Consider the following 17679-nt stretch of genomic DNA (forward strand, 5'->3'; position numbering starts at 1 on the left):
TATGACGGGCTTTCGCGAACAGGGAAGCGGCACTCCGCTGATGCTGCTGCACGGTATCAGCTCCGGCGCGGCCTCCTGGCATAAGCAGATGGCGCTGAGCGGTTTTCGCGTGCTGGCGTGGGACATGCCCGGTTATGGCGAAAGCCCAATGCTGGCGACCGAACGCGCGAACGCGGGCGATTACGCCGACGCGCTGGCAGCGATGCTCGATCGCGCGGGCGTCTGGCAGGCGGTGCTGGTCGGGCACTCGCTGGGGGCGCTGGTCGCCAGCGCCTTTGCCGCGAAATTTCCGCAACGCGTGCTGCATCTGGTGCTGGCGGACGCGGCGCAGGGCTACGGCCAGGCCGCGCCAGAGCAGCGCGAGCAGGTGTGGCGCAACCGCGAGCAGCAGATCGCGCTGGGCGGCGACATACTCGCCCAGACCCGCGCGGCGAAGCTGTTGCGCCCCGGCGCGCGCGTGGAGGACATCGCGACCGTTGCGACGGGCATGCGTGCCCTGCGCCCGGAAGGCTATCTCGCCGCCGCGTGGATGCTGGCGCACGACGATATACACGGCTGGCTGACGCGCTATTCGGGCACCTTTGAAGTCTGGTGCGGCGAGCAGGATGCCATCACCCAACCCGAGCTGGTGCAGGGGCTGGCGCTGCGCTACGGCATGCCTTTCACCGCCATTCCGCAGGCCGGACACGCCAGCTATCTCGATAACGCGGCGTTTTTTAATCAACAGCTTTTACGTATTCACCAGGAGGTAGGCGATGAATGCACACATTGACGGACGCGTAGCGGTAGTCACCGGCGGATCGTCCGGGATTGGTTTTGAAACGCTGCGCCTGCTGCTGGGCGAGGGGGCAAAAGTGGCTTTCTGTGGTCGCGATCCGGACCGGCTCGCCAGCGCGCACGCGGCGCTGCAAAACGACTACCCCGACGGGGAGATCTTCGCTTACCGCTGCGACGTGCTCAACGCCGATGAGGTGCAGGCTTTTGCGCAGGCGGTTCAGGCGCGCTTTGGCGCGGCGGATATGCTGATCAATAACGCCGGGCAGGGCTACGTGGCGCACTTCAACGACACCCCGCGCGAGGCGTGGCTGCACGAAGCCGAGCTGAAACTATTTGGGGTGATCAACCCGGTGCAGGCGTTTCAGCCTCTGCTGGAGCAGTCCGATATCGCCTCGATCACCTGCGTCAACTCCCTGCTGGCATTGCAGCCGGAGGAGCACATGATCGCCACCTCCGCCGCCCGCGCCGCGCTGCTGAACATGACGCTGACGCTCTCAAAGGAGCTGGTGGGCAAAGGTATTCGCGTCAACTCCATTTTGCTCGGCATGGTGGAGTCCGGCCAGTGGCAGCGCCGCTTTGAGAACCGGGCGGATAAAAGCCAGAGCTGGGCGGCGTGGACGGCGGATATTGCGCGCAAGCGAGGCATACCGATGGCGCGCCTCGGCAAGCCGCAGGAGCCTGCACAGGCGCTGCTGTTTCTCGCCTCGCCGCTGGCCTCGTTTACCACCGGTGCCGCGCTGGACGTTTCCGGCGGCTTCTGCCGTCACCTGTAAGGACGCATCATGAAAAAAATCATGTTAATTGGCTTTGGCGCGATGGCGCAGGCGGTAATTGAGCGCCTGCCTGATGGCGTCAGCATCGGCTGGATCGTGGCGCGCGAGGCTCACCACGAGGCCATTCGTGCGCAGTTCGGCGGTGCGGTGGCGGCGCTGGCCTCGCCAGTGGACTGCGCTGAAGCGCCCGACCTGGTACTGGAGTGCGCCAGCCAGCAGGCGGTGGCGCAGTACGGCGAAGAGATACTGCATCGCGGCTGGCATCTGGCCGTGATATCCACCGGCGCGCTGGCGGACAGCGCGCTGGAACAGCGTCTGCTCAGCGCGGGCGGAAAACTCACGCTGCTCTCCGGCGCGGTGGCGGGCATCGACGGGCTCTCCGCCGCCAAAGAGGGCGGCCTGGAGCGTGTGACCTATCGGTCGCGCAAAAGCCCAGCCAGCTGGCGCGGCAGCTACGCCGAGCAGCTTATCGATCTTAACGCGGTGTCGCAGGCGCAGGTGTTTTTTGAGGGCAGCGCCCGCGAGGCGGCGCGGCTGTTCCCGGCGAACGCCAACGTGGCGGCGACCGTGGCGCTCGGCGGCGTTGGGATGGATGACACCCGCGTGCAGCTGATGGTCGACCCGGCGACGACGCGCAACACCCACACGCTGCACGTCGAAGGGCTGTTTGGCGAGTTTCATCTGGAGCTGAGCGGCCTGCCGCTTGCCAGCAACCCCAAAACCTCCACCCTGGCAGCACTGAGCGCGGTGCGCGCCTGCCGCGAGCTGGCCCTGAGCTGAGGAGTCACGATGGACGATCTGAAGATTTTTATCGGTGGCCACTGGCGACACGGCGGCGGCAACCTGATGCAGAGCCAGTTCCCGGCGGACGGCTCAATCAACGCGACGCTTAACGCCGCAAGCCTGGACGATCTGGAGGACGCCATCGACGCAGGCGAACGCGCGTGGCGCGATCCGGACTGGCGCACCCGCCTGCCGCATATGCGGGCGAAGATCCTGCACAAGGTGGCCGATCTGATTGAAACCCGCGTCGATGAACTGGCGCAGATGCAGAGCCGCGACAACGGCAAGCCGCTGGCGGAAGCGCGTGGCCTGGTGATGAGTGCGGCGGGCACGGCGCGCTATTTCGCCGCCGCCTGCGAGCTGCTGGAAGGCGAACTGCCCACGCCGCGCCAGCCCGATCTCCTGACGCTGAGCCGCTACGAGCCGCTCGGCGTGGTGGCGGCCATCACGCCGTGGAATTCGCCGATTGCCAGCGAAATGCAGAAGGTTGCTCCGGCCATTGCCGCCGGAAATGCGGTGATCCTCAAACCTGCCGAGGCCACGCCGCTGATGGCACTGGAGCTGGCGCGTATTTTTGAACAGGCCGGGCTGCCCGCCGGGCTGCTGAGCGTGCTGCCGGGCAAAGGCTCGGTGGTTGGCGACGCGCTGGCGCGCCACCCTCGCGTGCGGAAAATTTCCTTTACCGGCGGCACGACCACGGGGCGGCATCTGGCGCACGTGGCGGCGGAAAAGTTGATCCCGGCGTCGCTGGAGCTGGGCGGGAAATCCCCGACCATCGTGCTGGAAGATGCGGACGTCGAGCAGGCCGCGCGCGGGATCTGCTACGGCATTTTCAGCTCGGCGGGGCAGGCCTGCATTGCCGGTTCACGGCTGTTTATCCACGAAAGCATTTACGCTCCGCTGATGGCGCGGCTGCTGGAGCTCACGCGCGGCCTGCGCGTCGGGCATCCGTTTGCCGACGGCACGCATATCGGGCCGCTGATCAACGACAGGCATCGCCAGAGCGTGCAGGCGTACGTAGAGCTGGCGCAACGCGAAGGGGGCCGCGTGCTGTGCGGCGGGGAGATCCCGGCCGATCCGGCGCTTGCCAGCGGAAGCTTCTTCCAGCCAACAATCATCGAGGGTCTGACCAACGCCGCCCGCGCCTGTCAGGAGGAGATCTTCGGCCCGGTGCTGGTGGCGATGCCGTTCAGTGACGAGGCGGCGCTGATCCGCGAGGCCAATGACTCGGTGTACGGCCTGGCGGCGGGCATCTGGACGCGCGATACCGGACGCGCCCTGCGCCTGAGCGAGCAACTGGAAGCGGGCACTGTGTGGATCAACACCTACAAAGTGTTTGCGATTTCGACCCCGTTTGGGGGCTTTAAAGAGAGCGGTCTGGGCCGCGAAAAGGGCATTCAGGGGCTGAAAGCCTGGATGCAGCAAAAAAGCATTTATCTGGCGACGGGTAATAGCGTCAACCACTGGTGCGACTGAGAAAGGGTGAGCAATGAGCGAAATGATAACCGTCGGCGACGCCATCGCCAGAACGCTGGAGCAGTATCAGGTTGAGGCCATCTACGGCGTCATCTCTATCCACAACCTGCCAATCGCGGATGCGGTGGGGCAGCGGGGCAACATCCGCTTTGTGCCCGCGCGCGGCGAAGCGGGTTCAGTCACCATGGCCGACGCCCACGGACGCTTTTCCGGCCTTGGCGTGGCGCTGACCAGCACCGGCGCAGGGGCGGGCAACGCGGTGGGGGCGCTGGTGGAAGCCATGAACGCCTGTACGCCGCTGCTGCACCTGACCGGCCAGGTTGAAAAAGCATGGCTGGATGCCGACACCGGGTTTATCCACGAAACCCGCGATCAGCTGACCTTCCTCAAGGCCAGCTCGAAACGGGCCTGGCGCATCAGCAATGCTCACCAGGCGGTCGCTATTCTCCATAAGGCCATTCAGGAGGCGCAGACGCCGCCGTGCGGGCCGGTTTCGGTGGAAATTCCGATTGATATTCAGGGGGCGAAGATCCCGGCCTCGCTGGTGACGGCACCGGTGAAATCCTCCGCGCCGGACACCGTTGATAACGCAGTGGTCGAGGCGCTCTGGGCGCAACTTAAGCAGGCGAAACAGCCTCTGCTGTGGCTGGGCGGTGGGGCGCTGGGAAGCGCTGATGCCGTGCAAAAGCTGGCGGATGCGGGCGTCACGGTGATCTCCAGCACCCACGCGCGCGGCGTGCTGCCGGACAGCCATCGCGCCAGCCTGCGGGCGTTCCATAATTCACCGTCGGTCGAGGCGCTGATTGCCCGGTGCGACTTTACGCTGGTGGCAGGCTCGCGCCTGCGCAGTAACGAAACCCGCTCATGGACGCTCGAGCTGCCGCATCCCCGCGTGCAGATTGATATCGATCCGGCGGCGGCGAGCCGTAACTATCTGATGGATAACACTCTGGTCGCCGACTGTTCTGTGCTGCTGGCGGCGCTGGCGAACAAAGCGCAGGGGCGCGAATGGGGCAATGCCCAGTGGGATGGGCAGGTCCAGCAGGCGGTGGCAACAGCAGAGCAGGGGCTACGCGAGCAATGCGGGGCGTATGCGAAGCTCAACGATGCGATTGAAAAGGCGCTACCGAACGACGGCCTGCTGGTGCGGGATATCACCGTTTCCGGCAGCCTGTGGGGCAGCCGTCTGTTCCGCGCTAACGGCCCGCTGATGAACATTCACTCTCTGGCGGGGGCGATTGGTATGGGGCTGCCGATGGCGATCGGCACCGCGATTGCCAACCCGCAGCGCAAGGTGGTGGGGCTGGTGGGCGACGGCGGCCTGAGCCTTAACCTGGGGGAACTGGCAACGCTTGCCCAGGAGAAAGCGAACGTGACGCTGCTGATCATGAACGACGGCGGCTACGGCGTAATGCGCGGCATCCAGGATAAGTATTTCGGTGGTCGTCAATATTACAACGAACTGCACACGCCGGACTTTACCCTGCTGGCGCAGGCGATTGGCCTGCAGGCGTGGAGCGTGGAGCGGGCCGAGGATTTTGACGCGGTGATGACGGAGGCGCTGTCAATACCGGGGCCATCGGTGGTGGAGGTGCGGATGGGGCAGATTGGCGCGCTGAAGTTTGCCGGGCCGCCGCAGAAGTCGCTGTATTGATATGGTGGATATCGCCCGGTGGCGCTGCGCTTACCGGGCCTACGTTTGTTGAGGTGCGGACCGTTTTCCCTCACCCCGGCCCTCTCCCAAAGGGAGAGGGTGATCGCGTTCCCTCTCCCTTTGGGAGAGGGTTAGGGTGAGGGGACAAACTCAGAACACCTTAAACGGATATTCCACATACGCGCGGATCTCATCCCCGCCGACGTTATAGTCGCTGGCGTTGCTGGAGACGCGCAGCACGGAGTAGCGCAGCTTCAGCGTCAGGTCTTTTGCCGGGCCGTCCTGCACCTGATACTGGACCTGGTTAAACCACTCGTGCTCTTTACCATTGCTGGTTTCAGACGTTTTGATGTTATCGCCGCGCACGTAGGCCGTGGTCCAGCTCAGGCCCGGCAGGCCGAGCCCGGCGAAGTCCAGGCCGTAAGACGCCTGCCATGAGCGTTCATCTTCCCCGTTAAAGTCAGACCAGTAGGAGTTCGCCAGCCAGATGGTGTTACCGCCGTCACCCACGCCGCCGCGATCGCGATAGCCACCGTAGTTATAGCCGGTGCTGCCGCTGCTCTGCTGATACGCCACCTTAAAGGTATGAACGTCCCAAATGTAGCTCGCCGCCAGGCTCCAGATGGTATTACTGCGCCCGGTGTCGAGGCTGTCCGCGTAGCGTTGATCCAGACGCGAATTATAGCCGTTAAAGTCCAGAATCAACTGCTGCCCGGTGCTGAACGGCTGTTTAAAGTTCATGCCCAGATACTGTTTATTCATCACCTCTTCGTTGTGAGAGGCGTACAGCGCGCCGCTGAACTGGTCGTTGAACTGGTAGCTTGCGCCGCCGAAGGTCAGGCTTTTCAGGCCGCTGTCGTGGCGGTCATCGCTTTTACGCTGCTGGTCAGTGAAGTAGCCAGCGTTTACGTCCAGGCCGTCGATCTCTTTCGAGGTCAACATCGTGCCGGTGTAGCTTTCAAACAGCAGACGCGAGCTGTCGGCGGTGACAATCGGCAGCGCCGGGCGCTGGTTGCCGTAGCTCAGCACGGTATTTGAAAAACGCATTTTTGCCGTGGCGCCAAATTTTGCCAGGTCGGATTTTGCCCGGCCATCGTCTTCCTGTCTGAAGAAGTCGATACCGCCCGCGCCGCTCTTGCCGCGCCCGCCGTCGAGACGCACGCCGTACTGGGCGATACCGTCGACGCCAAATCCTACCCGCCCTTGGGTATAACCGGATTCAAAGGTCGCGATGAGCCCCTGACCCCATTCAGCTTTGTCCTGCTGGCCCTGATGGTAGTCCCGGCTGATGTACGCGTTACGGAAAAACAGATCCAGATGGCTGTCGTCAATAAAACCCTGGCTGTCAGACTGCTGGCTTGCTACGGCGGGAAGGGCCGAAAATAAACTTAATGCGATTAACGATAATTCTTTTTTCACGGAGGGAACGTCTCTGTCTGGATATATTAATTTGTATTGCTGCACATTGGATAATTACCGGAAAGGTTAATGATTGCAATCAATAAGTGACCAGGCGTTTCAGCGGGCGAGGGCAGGCGTGGCGCGGTGTTGAGGGGCGTTACCGATACGTGCGGTTATATTAGCAATTCATGCGAAATAAAAAGGAGGCCATTACGCCTCCTTTCAGGATTATTTAATTCCGTCTGCCGCCATGCGGTCGCGAATATGCTGCGCACGTTCAACGGAGGCCGGGTGATCGTCAAACATTGAGCTTTGACGACCCTCTTCCAGCTTCGCCAGTTTTTCAAAACTGGTGGCCAGGCCTGATGGATTGATTCCGCGTTTGCGCAACAGATCGTAGGAGTAGTCATCGGCCTCAGACTCCTGACGCTGGGAGAACTGGGAGTTCACCAGTTTTTCACCCATATCGCCAATCTGCGACTGGGAGAGGCTGCCGACGATCCCGCCCGCAGAGGCTGCCGCCGCGCGAACCGCGTTGGTTCCGAGCGCGACCTGCATCCCTTTCTTGACGTGGCCAAGCGCAACGTGGCCCATTTCGTGGCCGATAACCGCTTCCACTTCGTTGTCGGTCATGATGTCCATCAGCCCGCTATAGACGCGGATGCAGCCGTTCGCCATTGCGAAGGCGTTCACGTCTTTTGCCACGTAAACCTTGTAGTTCACCGGCTGGCCGTTGATGTTGTCACCAAGCGCAGAAGCAATCTTGTTCAGACGCTGCGTGTAGGTGCTGTTAGCCGGGGCGATAGTGGCTTTTGCATCCATATCTTTACAGGCCTCGTCGCTCAGCGCTTTCACCTGCGCGTCGCTCAGGGAATATGCCTGGAAGGCCTCTGCGCCTGAGCTCATCAGGCCGTTAGAGTCCATATTCTGACAGCCGCTTAGCAGGAGCGTTGTTCCCAGGGCCAGCACTATTGCACGCATTTTCATGATGTTGCTTCCGTACTCGTTAACATGAATTAAATCCGAAAAATGCACCGTCAGCGAAGCCGGTGTCGCGCTAAGTATAAGGAATATCTGCAGGGGCGGGCGAGAAGATTGCGCAACTTGCGAGCATGTTCCAGAGATTTCTTAAGCGGCAAAAGAATGGTCCATGTACATGCCCTACGGCTTGGGTTACATTGTTGGCACTTTTTTCCGGCGTAGCCCAAAACGCGCTGTCGTCAAGGGCATGGCCTTTAACAGTCCGATCTGGAGTTAAAATGTCCTCACGTAAAGAGCTTGCTAATGCTATTCGTGCGCTGAGCATGGACGCAGTACAGAAAGCCAAATCCGGCCACCCGGGTGCCCCTATGGGCATGGCAGACATCGCCGAAGTCCTGTGGCGTGATTTCCTTAACCACAATCCGCAGAACCCAGCATGGGCTGACCGTGACCGTTTCGTGCTGTCCAACGGCCACGGCTCTATGCTGATCTATAGCCTGCTGCACCTCACCGGCTACGATCTGCCTATTGAAGAGCTGAAAAACTTCCGTCAGCTGCACTCTAAAACTCCAGGTCACCCGGAAGTGGGTTACACCGCAGGCGTTGAAACCACCACCGGCCCGCTGGGTCAGGGTATTGCCAACGCTGTGGGTATGGCGATTGCTGAGAAGACGCTGGCAGCCCAGTTCAACCGTCCTGGTCACGACATCGTTGACCACTTCACCTACGCCTTCATGGGCGACGGCTGCATGATGGAAGGCATTTCTCACGAAGTGTGCTCCCTGGCCGGTACCCTGAAGCTGGGCAAACTGGTTGCGTTCTATGACGACAACGGTATCTCCATCGACGGTCACGTTGAAGGCTGGTTCACCGATGACACCGCTGCACGTTTCGAAGCCTACGGCTGGCACGTGGTGCGTGGCGTTGATGGTCACGATGCTGACTCGATTAAACGTGCAGTAGAAGAAGCACGCGCAGTAACGGACAAACCGTCCCTGCTGATGTGCAAAACCATCATCGGCTTCGGCTCTCCGAACAAAGCGGGCACCCACGATTCCCACGGTGCGCCTCTGGGCGACGCGGAAATTGCACTGACCCGTGAGCAACTTGGCTGGAACTACCCGGCATTCGAAATCCCGTCTGAAATCTATGCGCAGTGGGATGCGAAAGAAATGGGTCAGGCGAAAGAGTCTGCGTGGAACGAGAAATTCGCTGCCTATGCGAAAGCCTTCCCTCAGGAAGCGGCTGAGTTTACCCGTCGTATGAAAGGCGATATGCCGTCTGACTTCGATGCGAAAGCCAACGAGTTTATCGCTAAGCTGCAGGCGAACCCGTCCAAAATCGCGAGCCGTAAAGCGTCCCAGAATGCGATCGAAGCGTTCGGTCCATTGCTGCCTGAATTCCTCGGCGGCTCCGCTGATCTGGCACCATCTAACCTGACTCTGTGGTCTGGTTCTAAGCCAATCAACGAAGACACTGCGGGTAACTACATCCATTACGGTGTACGTGAATTCGGTATGACCGCGATTGCCAACGGTATCTCCCTGCACGGCGGTTTCCTGCCGTACACCTCAACCTTCCTGATGTTCGTTGAGTACGCGCGTAACGCCGTGCGTATGGCTGCGCTGATGAAACAGCGTCAGGTGATGGTCTACACCCACGACTCTATCGGTCTGGGCGAAGATGGCCCAACTCACCAGCCGGTTGAGCAGGTAGCGTCCCTGCGCGTGACCCCGAACATGTCTACATGGCGTCCATGTGACCAGGTTGAATCCGCGGTAGCGTGGAAATACGGCGTTGAGCGTCAGGACGGCCCGACCGCGCTGATCCTCTCCCGTCAGAACCTGGCACAGCAGGAGCGTACGCCTGAGCAGCTGGCGAACATCGCGCGCGGTGGTTACGTGCTGAAAGACTGCGCAGGCCAGCCTGAGCTGATCTTCATTGCTACCGGCTCTGAAGTTGAACTGGCCGTTGCGGCATGGGAAAAACTGACTGCCGAAGGCGTGAAGGCGCGCGTGGTATCCATGCCGTCTACCGATGCGTTCGACAAGCAGGATGCGGCATACCGTGAATCCGTACTGCCTAAAGCGGTTTCCGCTCGCGTGGCGGTGGAAGCCGGTATCGCGGACTACTGGTTCAAATACGTGGGCCTGAACGGCGCTATCGTCGGTATGACCACCTTCGGTGAATCTGCTCCGGCAGAGCTGCTATTCGAAGAGTTCGGCTTCACCGTTGAGAACGTTGTCGCTAAGGCGAAAGAACTGCTGTAACGGCTATTTTGCCCGGTGGCGCTATGCTAACCGGGCGTACAAATGGCACTAAAGTAGGCCGGGTAAGCGCTAGCGCGCCACCCGGCTTTTTTTCAGGCATTATTCCATCAGAAATGTGACCCAAGTCATATAGCTCGCTTATTCCGCTGGGCAAAAGTTCCTTTTATTCCCCGTTTCGCTTATTCTTGCTGAAGCGTTTCAGTCGATTAAATGTTCGACAAATGACCAATCAATCGCAGTTTGTGACAGGCAAGGATTCCCCTCAGAACGTAGCTGGATTACTCTTTCAGCCACCTCAAACCCAGGGATAGCTTTGCAGGAGATCTATGACCGTACGCGTAGCGATTAATGGCTTCGGTCGCATTGGACGTAACGTGGTTCGTGCTTTATATGAATCCGGGCGTCGTGCGGAAATCACCGTGGTGGCAATCAATGAACTGGCGGATGCTGCGGGCATGGCGCATTTATTGAAATACGACACCAGCCATGGGCGCTTTGCCTGGGACGTTCGCCAGGAGAGGGAGCAGCTGTTTGTCGGCGACGATGTTATTCGCGTGCTGCACGAGCCTGCTCTTGAGTCGCTACCCTGGCGCGAGTTGGGAGTGGACGTCGTGCTGGACTGTACCGGCGTGTACGGCAACCGTGAGCACGGTGAAGCACATCTGAACGCCGGCGCGAAAAAGGTGCTGTTTTCCCATCCCGGCAGTCACGACCTCGATGCCACTGTCGTTTTCGGCGTCAACCAGCACGAACTGCAGGCCGAACACCGCATTGTCTCCAACGCCTCCTGTACCACCAACTGCATTATTCCGGTCATTAAACTGTTAGACGATGCGTATGGCATTGAGTCCGGTACCGTGACCACGATCCACTCCGCTATGCACGATCAGCAGGTTATCGACGCGTATCACCCGGATTTGCGGCGCACCCGTGCGGCGAGCCAGTCCATCATTCCGGTTGATACCAAGCTGGCGGCCGGGATCACCCGAATTTTCCCGCAGTTTAACGACCGTTTTGAAGCGATTGCCGTGCGTGTTCCCACCATTAACGTGACCGCAATCGACCTCAGCGTGACGGTGAAAAAACCGGTAAAAGCCTGTGAAGTCAACCTGTTGCTGCAAAAAGCGGCACAGGGTTCATTTCATGGTATAGTTGACTATACGGAATTACCGTTGGTCTCAGTAGATTTTAACCATGACCCGCACAGTGCCATTGTTGATGGCACACAAACGCGAGTCAGTGGTGCACACCTTATCAAGACGCTGGTCTGGTGTGACAACGAATGGGGCTTTGCTAACCGGATGCTCGACACCACGTTAGCAATGGCCGCGAAAGGTTTCAGGTAGAGCGCACGTTGCGCTTGCAAAACTTTAAGAATCAACGAGAGGATTCACCATGTCTGTAATTAAGATGACCGATCTGGATCTGGCAGGTAAACGCGTTTTCATCCGTGCCGATCTGAACGTACCGGTTAAAGATGGTAAAGTGACCAGCGATGCGCGTATCCGTGCTTCTCTGCCAACCATCGAACTGGCACTGAAACAAGGTGCAAAAGTGATGGTCACCTCCCACCTGGGTCGTCCAACTGAAGGCGAGTACAACGAAGAGTTCTCCCTGCTGCCAGTTGTTAATTACCTCAAAGACAAACTGTCCAGCCCGGTTCGCCTGGTAAAAGATTACCTGGACGGCGTAGAAGTTGCTGCCGGTGAACTGGTTGTTCTGGAAAACGTTCGCTTCAACAAAGGCGAGAAGAAAGACGACGAAACGCTGTCCAAAAAATACGCTGCGCTGTGTGACGTATTCGTGATGGATGCATTCGGTACGGCGCACCGCGCTCAGGCTTCTACCCACGGTATCGGTAAATTCGCAGACGTAGCTTGTGCAGGTCCACTGCTGGCTGACGAACTGGAAGCGCTGGGTAAAGCACTGAAAGAGCCAGCACGTCCGATGGTGGCTATCGTCGGTGGTTCTAAAGTCTCCACCAAACTGACCGTTCTGGATTCTCTGTCCAAAATCGCTGACCAGCTGATCGTCGGTGGCGGTATCGCCAACACCTTCGTAGCGGCTCAGGGCCACAACGTGGGTAAATCCCTGTACGAAGCAGACCTGGTTGACGAAGCGAAACGCCTGCTGACTACCTGTGATATCCCGGTTCCAACTGACGTTCGCGTGGCGACCGAGTTCTCCGAAACCGCAACCGCGACCCTGAAATCTGTCAACGACATCAAAGATGACGAGCAGATTCTGGACCTGGGCGACGTTTCTGCACAGAAACTGGCTGAAATCCTGAAAAACGCAAAAACCATCCTGTGGAACGGTCCAGTTGGCGTGTTCGAATTCCCGAACTTCCGTAAAGGGACTGAAATCGTTGCTAATGCTATCGCAGACAGCGAAGCGTTCTCTATCGCAGGCGGTGGTGACACCCTGGCAGCAATCGACCTGTTCGGTATCGCTGACAAAATTTCCTACATCTCCACTGGTGGCGGCGCATTCCTCGAATTCGTGGAAGGCAAAGTTCTGCCAGCAGTAGCAATGCTCGAAGAGCGCGCTAAGCAGTAAGCCATTCAAGGGCAGGGAAACCTGCCCAATTTTCAGCGCGCTTATAAGAGCACGCACCTTTTCTAACGGCCGAAGATACAGGACTAAGCAACATGTCTAAAATTTTTGATTTCGTAAAACCTGGCGTTATCACTGGTGATGACGTACAGAAAGTGTTCCAGGTAGCTAAAGAAAACAACTTTGCTCTGCCAGCAGTTAACTGCGTCGGTACCGACTCTATCAACGCCGTACTGGAAACCGCTGCTAAAGTAAAAGCACCGGTTATCGTTCAGTTCTCTAACGGTGGTGCTGCGTTCATCGCAGGTAAAGGAGTGAAAACTGACATTCCTCAGGGTGCTGCAATCCTGGGTGCTATCTCTGGCGCACATCACGTACACCAGATGGCTGAGCACTACGGTGTTCCAGTTATCCTGCACACTGACCACTGCGCGAAGAAACTGCTGCCGTGGATCGACGGTCTGCTGGACGCGGGTGAAAAACACTTCGCCGCGACCGGTAAGCCACTGTTCTCTTCTCACATGATCGACCTGTCTGAAGAGTCACTGCACGAAAACATCGAAATCTGCTCTAAATACCTGGCGCGCATGTCCAAAATGGATATGACCCTGGAAATCGAACTGGGTTGCACCGGTGGCGAAGAAGACGGCGTGGACAACAGCCACATGGACGCTTCTGCCCTGTACACCCAGCCAGAAGACGTTGATTACGCGTACACCGAGCTGAGCAAAATCAGCCCACGCTTCACCATTGCAGCGTCCTTCGGTAACGTACACGGCGTTTACAAACCAGGTAACGTGGTTCTGACGCCAACTATCCTGCGTGATTCTCAGGAATACGTGTCCAAGAAACACAACCTGCCGCACAACAGCCTGAACTTCGTCTTCCACGGCGGTTCCGGTTCTTCTGCTCAGGAAATCAAAGACTCCGTCAGCTACGGCGTAGTGAAAATGAACATCGATACCGATACCCAGTGGGCAACATGGGACGGTATCCTGGGCTACTACAAAGCTAACGAAGCTTACCTGCAGGGCCAGCTGGGCAACCCGAAAGGCGAAGACCAGCCGAACAAGAAATACTACGATCCACGCGTATGGCTGCGTGCTGCACAGACTTCAATGATTACGCGTCTGGAGCAGGCATTCAAAGAACTGAACGCGGTTGACGTTCTGTAATTTGAACTGCTGAAAGCGTTATAAGGCCCGCAATCGCGGGCCTTTTTTTATGGTTTTTCAATATCCTGCAATACCTGTTTTTGTGATCTGCTTGGCAATACGCGTACTTTTTGTTTACCCTTTACTGACCTGCCTGTCTCGCTATGGGATGGTTTTTGTTGTTTATAAGAGCATAAGGAAAGATAAATGGAAGATCTCGGTGTTGTAGATAGCATCAATAACGCTGGCTCCTGGCTGGTGCGTAATCAGGCGCTGCTCATTAGCTACGCCGTGAATATTGCGGCGGCAATTGCCATTATTGTCGTGGGGATGATTGTTGCCCGTACCGTTTCCCGGGCCATCAATCGCGTCATGCTCACTCGCCACATTGACGCCACGGTTGCTGATTTCCTGTCAGCGCTGGTGCGCTATGGCATTATCGCGTTTACTCTCATTGCGGCATTAGGCCGGGTTGGCGTTCAGACCGCCTCCGTCATTGCCGTGCTGGGTGCCGCCGGTCTGGCCGTTGGTCTGGCGCTTCAGGGCTCGCTCGCTAACCTGGCGGCTGGCGTTCTGCTGGTCACCTTCCGTCCGTTCCGCGCGGGTGAATATGTCGATCTGGGCGGCACGGCGGGCACTGTGCTGAACGTGCAGATTTTCTCCACCACGCTGCGTTCGGCGGACGGTAAAATCGTTATTGTGCCGAACAAGAAAGTCATCGACGGGAACATCACCAACTTCTCCCGTGAGCCGGTTCGCCGCAATGAACTGGTGATTGGCGTGGGTTACGATTCCGATACCGAGCTGGTTAAAAAGCTCATCACCGATATTATCGAGTCTGACGAACGTATCCTGAAAGATCGCGAAATGACCGTACGCCTGAACGAGCTGGGCGCATCGTCAATTAACTTCGTGGTGCGTATCTGGAGCAAGAGCAGCGATCTGCAGAACGTTTACTGGGACGTGCTTGAGCGCATCAAACGTGATTTTGACGCCAACGGCATCAGCTTCCCGTATCCGCAGATGGACGTGAACTTCAAACGCGTAAAAGAAGCCGAATAACGCGTGTCGATTCAGTCAACGCCCGCCGGAAAAGCGGGCGTTGTGCTTTATGGCTGTTTGCGCGCGCTTTCCTCCAGAAGCTGGCTTACCTCGCGCATCAATGTGCCCGCGTCCGCATTACCTTTTCTTTCCTGCTGAATCACCCACTCACGTTGTACTGCTTGATACTGAGTCACTCTCTGCCATTTCTCCAGCTCGCCACGGCTAAGAAGATGAAACTGAGCGCCTTCCTTTTCCAGCATAGCGGTCAGAGATGCCAGCCCCTTGTCCAGGGTCGCGCCGAGCTGTTTCTCTGTGATGTTAGCCGCGCGATAAATAGCCTCTCGATCCTGCCCGGACATGGCGTTCCAGGTGTCTTTATTCATCACCAGAAGATAGACATGTCCAAGCCAGAGCGCTGGGGAAGAGTAGATATAAGGTGCCTCGCGCTGAGCATGAATGTCATACCCGCTGTCGAGGTTGACCATCAGCCCGTTCAACTGTCCGGCGCGCAACGCGTCGGTAATGTTGTCGTTCCAGGGCATTGCCATGGTGGTTGCGCCAGCGTTGCGTAAAAATGACTGATGCCAGAAGCTGGCGGTTCGCCACGTTGTTCCCTCTAACTGACTTAACTTCACACCTGGCTGACGCGTAAAAAAACCTACCGGATAACCCAGGAAGAACTGCAAATTAACCAGGTTATTTCGCTCCAGTTCCTGGGCAAACTGTGGATGTTGCCCGAAGACGCGATGAAAGAACGTCACCTGTGCATCACCGTTATCTGGCCCCAGCGGGAAGCTTTTAAATATCTGATGCAGCGGAAGTTTTTCAGCCGTATATTCGGGCACGACAATGCCGATGTCAGCTTCTTTACCTTGACCCAGCGTCCTTAGCGCATTGTAACTACTTGAAATTTGGCCATTCCAGTGGGCATCAATTTTCAGGCGGCCTTGCGACTCTTTTTCGATCTCACGAAAGAAAACCTGTTTTATAAATTGAGTGCGCATATTGCCGTACGGTTCGTGGTCAGTGTACCGCAGGATCTTTTCCGCGCTCGCGGTGGCCGGAAAGGCAGATAACAGCGCGAATGTGGCATAGACGAACGCTGCAAGGCCTTGATGCTTCATAGTTTTCCAGGAGAAGTTTAATGAGTCAGGGAGCGCATAAGGATACGCCGGTTAATGGAGCAGGGGACTTGATAAAATCTGAATATTGCACCCTTCACAGGGTTTTATTAATTATTCTAATTAATCATTAAAATTATCAATTTTCGCTAATGGCGCGCTCGCAGTATAGTCTGCACATAGAGAAAATCTGATGAGAGTTATGCAATGTTATCTTACTATTTTCAAGGGCTTGCGCTAGGCGCAGCGATGATCCTTCCTCTCGGCCCGCAAAATGCGTTTGTCATGAACCAGGGCATTCGCCGCCAGTATCATCTGATGATTGCCCTGCTGTGCGCGGTGAGCGACCTGCTGCTGATCTGTGCCGGTATTTTTGGCGGTAGCGCACTGCTGATGCAGTCACCATGGCTGCTGGCGCTGGTGACCTGGGGCGGCGTCGCATTCCTGCTCTGGTATGGGTTTGGGGCGCTGAAAACGGCGATGAGCAGTAATCTGGAACTCGCCAGCGCCGAGGTGATGAAGCAGGGGCGCTGGAAAATTATTGCCACCATGCTGGCCGTGACGTGGCTGAACCCCCACGTTTACCTCGATACCTTTGTGGTGCTGGGTAGCCTTGGCGGACAACTCGATGTGGAGCCTAAGCGCTGGTTTGCGCTGGGAACCGTGAGCGCGTCATTCCTGTGGTTCTTTGGCCTCGCCATTCTGGCTGCGTGGCTGGCACCGAGGCTGCGTACGGCAAAAGCCCAGCGCATCATTAATACGCTGGTCGGGCTGGTGATGTGGTTTATCGCGTTCCAGCTGGCGAAAGAGGGCGTTCACCATGTTCAGGCATTGTTCAACTAAGCGTTGTCTTATGGACATCTGAATAAGACCCGCTAAGCTTGCTGGCATGAGCCCTGTTGTTAGGGCACTCTTCGCAACATGGAGGAATAACAGTGAAGTTTAACGTGATAGCCCTGGCGGCGTTAGTGAGTTTAGGTGCGGTTTCGGCGCAGGCGAATGAACTGCCTGCGGGTCCGCACATCGTCACGTCAGGCACCGCAAGCGTGGATGCGGTACCGGATGTTGCAACCCTGGCGATTGAAGTGAACGTCGCGGCAAAAGATGCCGCGTCCGCGAAGAAGCAGGCGGACGATCGCGTTGCGCAATATCTCTCCTTCCTGGAGCAGAACGGCGTGGCGAAAAAAGATATCAACTCCGCGAACCTGCGCACCCAGCCGGATTATGACTACCAGAACGGTAAAAGCATTCTGAAAGGCTACCGCGCCGTGCGTACGGTGGAAGTCACCCTGCGCCAGCTGGATAAGCTGAACTCGCTGCTGGACGGCGCGCTGAAAGCGGGGCTGAACGAAATCCGTTCCGTCTCTCTGGGCGTTGCGCAACCGGAAAAATACAAAGACGAAGCGCGTAAAGCCGCTATTGATGACGCCATCCACCAGGCGCAGCAGCTGGCGTCCGGCTTCAAAGGCAAACTCGGCCCGGTGTATAGCGTGCGCTACCACGTCTCTAACTACCAGCCAAGCCCGATGGTGCGTATGATGAAGGCCGATGCCGCACCGGTATCCGCGCAGGAAACGTACGAACAGCCGACGATCCAGTTCGACGATCAGGTTGATGTGGTGTTCCAGCTGGAGCCAACGCAGACTCAGCAAACTGAGGCGGCTAAGGCGCAGTAATTTGCCCTCATCC

Annotated in this window: 15 protein-coding genes; 12 read left to right on the plus strand and 3 right to left on the minus strand. The window is 57.8% G+C overall.

All coding sequences use genetic code 11. From position 1 onward, the window contains the following. Position 1 precedes the first annotated feature (1 nt). Genes QLG21_RS17050 through QLG21_RS17070 form a run of 5 tightly spaced genes read left to right on the plus strand, consistent with a single transcriptional unit; the run spans position 2 to position 5463 of the window. Positions 2-772, plus strand: coding sequence for an alpha/beta hydrolase (locus QLG21_RS17050; protein ID WP_282484854.1), 771 nt, complete (start codon positions 2-4; stop codon positions 770-772). Further along, a complete protein-coding gene (locus QLG21_RS17055) occupies positions 756-1550 on the plus strand; it encodes an SDR family oxidoreductase (RefSeq protein ID WP_088208569.1) in 795 nt (264 codons plus the stop codon). Before QLG21_RS17050 ends, QLG21_RS17055 begins: the two co-directional genes overlap by 17 nt. 9 nt (positions 1551-1559) lie before the next feature. Beyond that, on the plus strand, positions 1560-2330 hold the full coding sequence (locus tag QLG21_RS17060; protein ID WP_058608607.1) for an aspartate dehydrogenase: 771 nt from the start codon (positions 1560-1562) through the stop codon (positions 2328-2330). A 9-nt stretch (positions 2331-2339) separates the two neighbouring features. Then, a complete protein-coding gene (locus QLG21_RS17065; protein WP_282484855.1) occupies positions 2340-3809 on the plus strand; it encodes an aldehyde dehydrogenase in 1470 nt (489 codons plus the stop codon). Positions 3810-3822: 13 nt separating this feature from the next. Further along, positions 3823-5463: a thiamine pyrophosphate-binding protein gene (locus QLG21_RS17070; protein WP_282484856.1), complete on the plus strand. Its 1641-nt coding sequence runs from the start codon at positions 3823-3825 to the stop codon at positions 5461-5463. Positions 5464-5613: 150 nt separating this feature from the next. Here QLG21_RS17070 and QLG21_RS17075 read toward each other — a convergent pair whose 3' ends face one another. Further along, positions 5614-6882, minus strand: coding sequence for an OprD family outer membrane porin (locus QLG21_RS17075; protein WP_236345935.1), 1269 nt, complete (start codon positions 6880-6882; stop codon positions 5614-5616). Between the two features lie 210 nt (positions 6883-7092). Then, positions 7093-7851, minus strand: coding sequence for a M48 family metallopeptidase (locus QLG21_RS17080; protein ID WP_006178411.1), 759 nt, complete (start codon positions 7849-7851; stop codon positions 7093-7095). A gap of 272 nt (positions 7852-8123) precedes the next feature. Between QLG21_RS17080 and tkt the strand changes: the two genes are divergently transcribed. From tkt to mscS, 5 genes are all read left to right on the plus strand, one after another. Continuing rightward, positions 8124-10115, plus strand: a complete 1992-nt coding sequence (tkt, locus tag QLG21_RS17085; protein WP_006178410.1) for a transketolase — start codon at positions 8124-8126, stop codon at positions 10113-10115. A 326-nt stretch (positions 10116-10441) separates the two neighbouring features. Beyond that, entirely contained in the window at positions 10442-11461 is a 1020-nt protein-coding gene (epd, locus tag QLG21_RS17090) for an erythrose-4-phosphate dehydrogenase (protein WP_006178403.1), read from the plus strand. A 49-nt stretch (positions 11462-11510) separates the two neighbouring features. Beyond that, complete coding sequence (gene pgk, locus QLG21_RS17095; RefSeq protein WP_006178402.1) at positions 11511-12674, plus strand: phosphoglycerate kinase; 1164 nt, start codon at positions 11511-11513, stop codon at positions 12672-12674. A gap of 92 nt (positions 12675-12766) precedes the next feature. Further along, entirely contained in the window at positions 12767-13846 is a 1080-nt protein-coding gene (gene fbaA / locus QLG21_RS17100; protein WP_282484857.1) for a class II fructose-bisphosphate aldolase, read from the plus strand. Between the two features lie 186 nt (positions 13847-14032). Then, positions 14033-14887: a small-conductance mechanosensitive channel MscS gene (mscS, locus tag QLG21_RS17105; RefSeq protein WP_006178399.1), complete on the plus strand. Its 855-nt coding sequence runs from the start codon at positions 14033-14035 to the stop codon at positions 14885-14887. 47 nt (positions 14888-14934) lie between these two features. On the opposite strand, the gene dctP is transcribed toward mscS, so the two are convergent. After that, complete coding sequence (gene dctP, locus QLG21_RS17110) at positions 14935-15993, minus strand: TRAP transporter substrate-binding protein DctP (RefSeq protein WP_282484858.1); 1059 nt, start codon at positions 15991-15993, stop codon at positions 14935-14937. A 204-nt stretch (positions 15994-16197) separates the two neighbouring features. Between dctP and argO the strand changes: the two genes are divergently transcribed. Together argO and QLG21_RS17120 are read left to right on the plus strand one after the other, a co-directional pair. Continuing rightward, on the plus strand, positions 16198-16833 hold the full coding sequence (argO, locus tag QLG21_RS17115; protein ID WP_006178397.1) for an arginine exporter ArgO: 636 nt from the start codon (positions 16198-16200) through the stop codon (positions 16831-16833). Between the two features lie 92 nt (positions 16834-16925). Continuing rightward, positions 16926-17666: an oxidative stress defense protein gene (locus QLG21_RS17120; protein WP_006178396.1), complete on the plus strand. Its 741-nt coding sequence runs from the start codon at positions 16926-16928 to the stop codon at positions 17664-17666. Positions 17667-17679: the final 13 nt, after the last annotated feature.

The sequence above is a fragment of the Enterobacter sp. V87_3 genome (genome assembly GCF_029967835.1).
Lineage (GTDB): Bacteria > Pseudomonadota > Gammaproteobacteria > Enterobacterales > Enterobacteriaceae > Enterobacter > Enterobacter cancerogenus.

What these genes read in the sequence shown, in the direction of transcription:
- QLG21_RS17050 (WP_282484854.1), top strand. Translation starts at nt 2, where the DNA reads ATGACGGGCTTTCGCGAACAGGGAAGCGGCACTCCGCTGATGCTGCTG.
- QLG21_RS17055 (WP_088208569.1), top strand. Translation starts at nt 756, where the DNA reads ATGAATGCACACATTGACGGACGCGTAGCGGTAGTCACCGGCGGATCG.
- QLG21_RS17060 (WP_058608607.1), top strand. Translation starts at nt 1,560, where the DNA reads ATGAAAAAAATCATGTTAATTGGCTTTGGCGCGATGGCGCAGGCGGTA.
- QLG21_RS17065 (WP_282484855.1), top strand. Translation starts at nt 2,340, where the DNA reads ATGGACGATCTGAAGATTTTTATCGGTGGCCACTGGCGACACGGCGGC.
- QLG21_RS17070 (WP_282484856.1), top strand. Translation starts at nt 3,823, where the DNA reads ATGAGCGAAATGATAACCGTCGGCGACGCCATCGCCAGAACGCTGGAG.
- QLG21_RS17080 (WP_006178411.1), bottom strand. Translation starts at nt 7,851, where the DNA reads ATGAAAATGCGTGCAATAGTGCTGGCCCTGGGAACAACGCTCCTGCTA.
- tkt (WP_006178410.1), top strand. Translation starts at nt 8,124, where the DNA reads ATGTCCTCACGTAAAGAGCTTGCTAATGCTATTCGTGCGCTGAGCATG.
- epd (WP_006178403.1), top strand. Translation starts at nt 10,442, where the DNA reads ATGACCGTACGCGTAGCGATTAATGGCTTCGGTCGCATTGGACGTAAC.
- pgk (WP_006178402.1), top strand. Translation starts at nt 11,511, where the DNA reads ATGTCTGTAATTAAGATGACCGATCTGGATCTGGCAGGTAAACGCGTT.
- fbaA (WP_282484857.1), top strand. Translation starts at nt 12,767, where the DNA reads ATGTCTAAAATTTTTGATTTCGTAAAACCTGGCGTTATCACTGGTGAT.
- mscS (WP_006178399.1), top strand. Translation starts at nt 14,033, where the DNA reads ATGGAAGATCTCGGTGTTGTAGATAGCATCAATAACGCTGGCTCCTGG.
- dctP (WP_282484858.1), bottom strand. Translation starts at nt 15,993, where the DNA reads ATGAAGCATCAAGGCCTTGCAGCGTTCGTCTATGCCACATTCGCGCTG.
- argO (WP_006178397.1), top strand. Translation starts at nt 16,198, where the DNA reads ATGTTATCTTACTATTTTCAAGGGCTTGCGCTAGGCGCAGCGATGATC.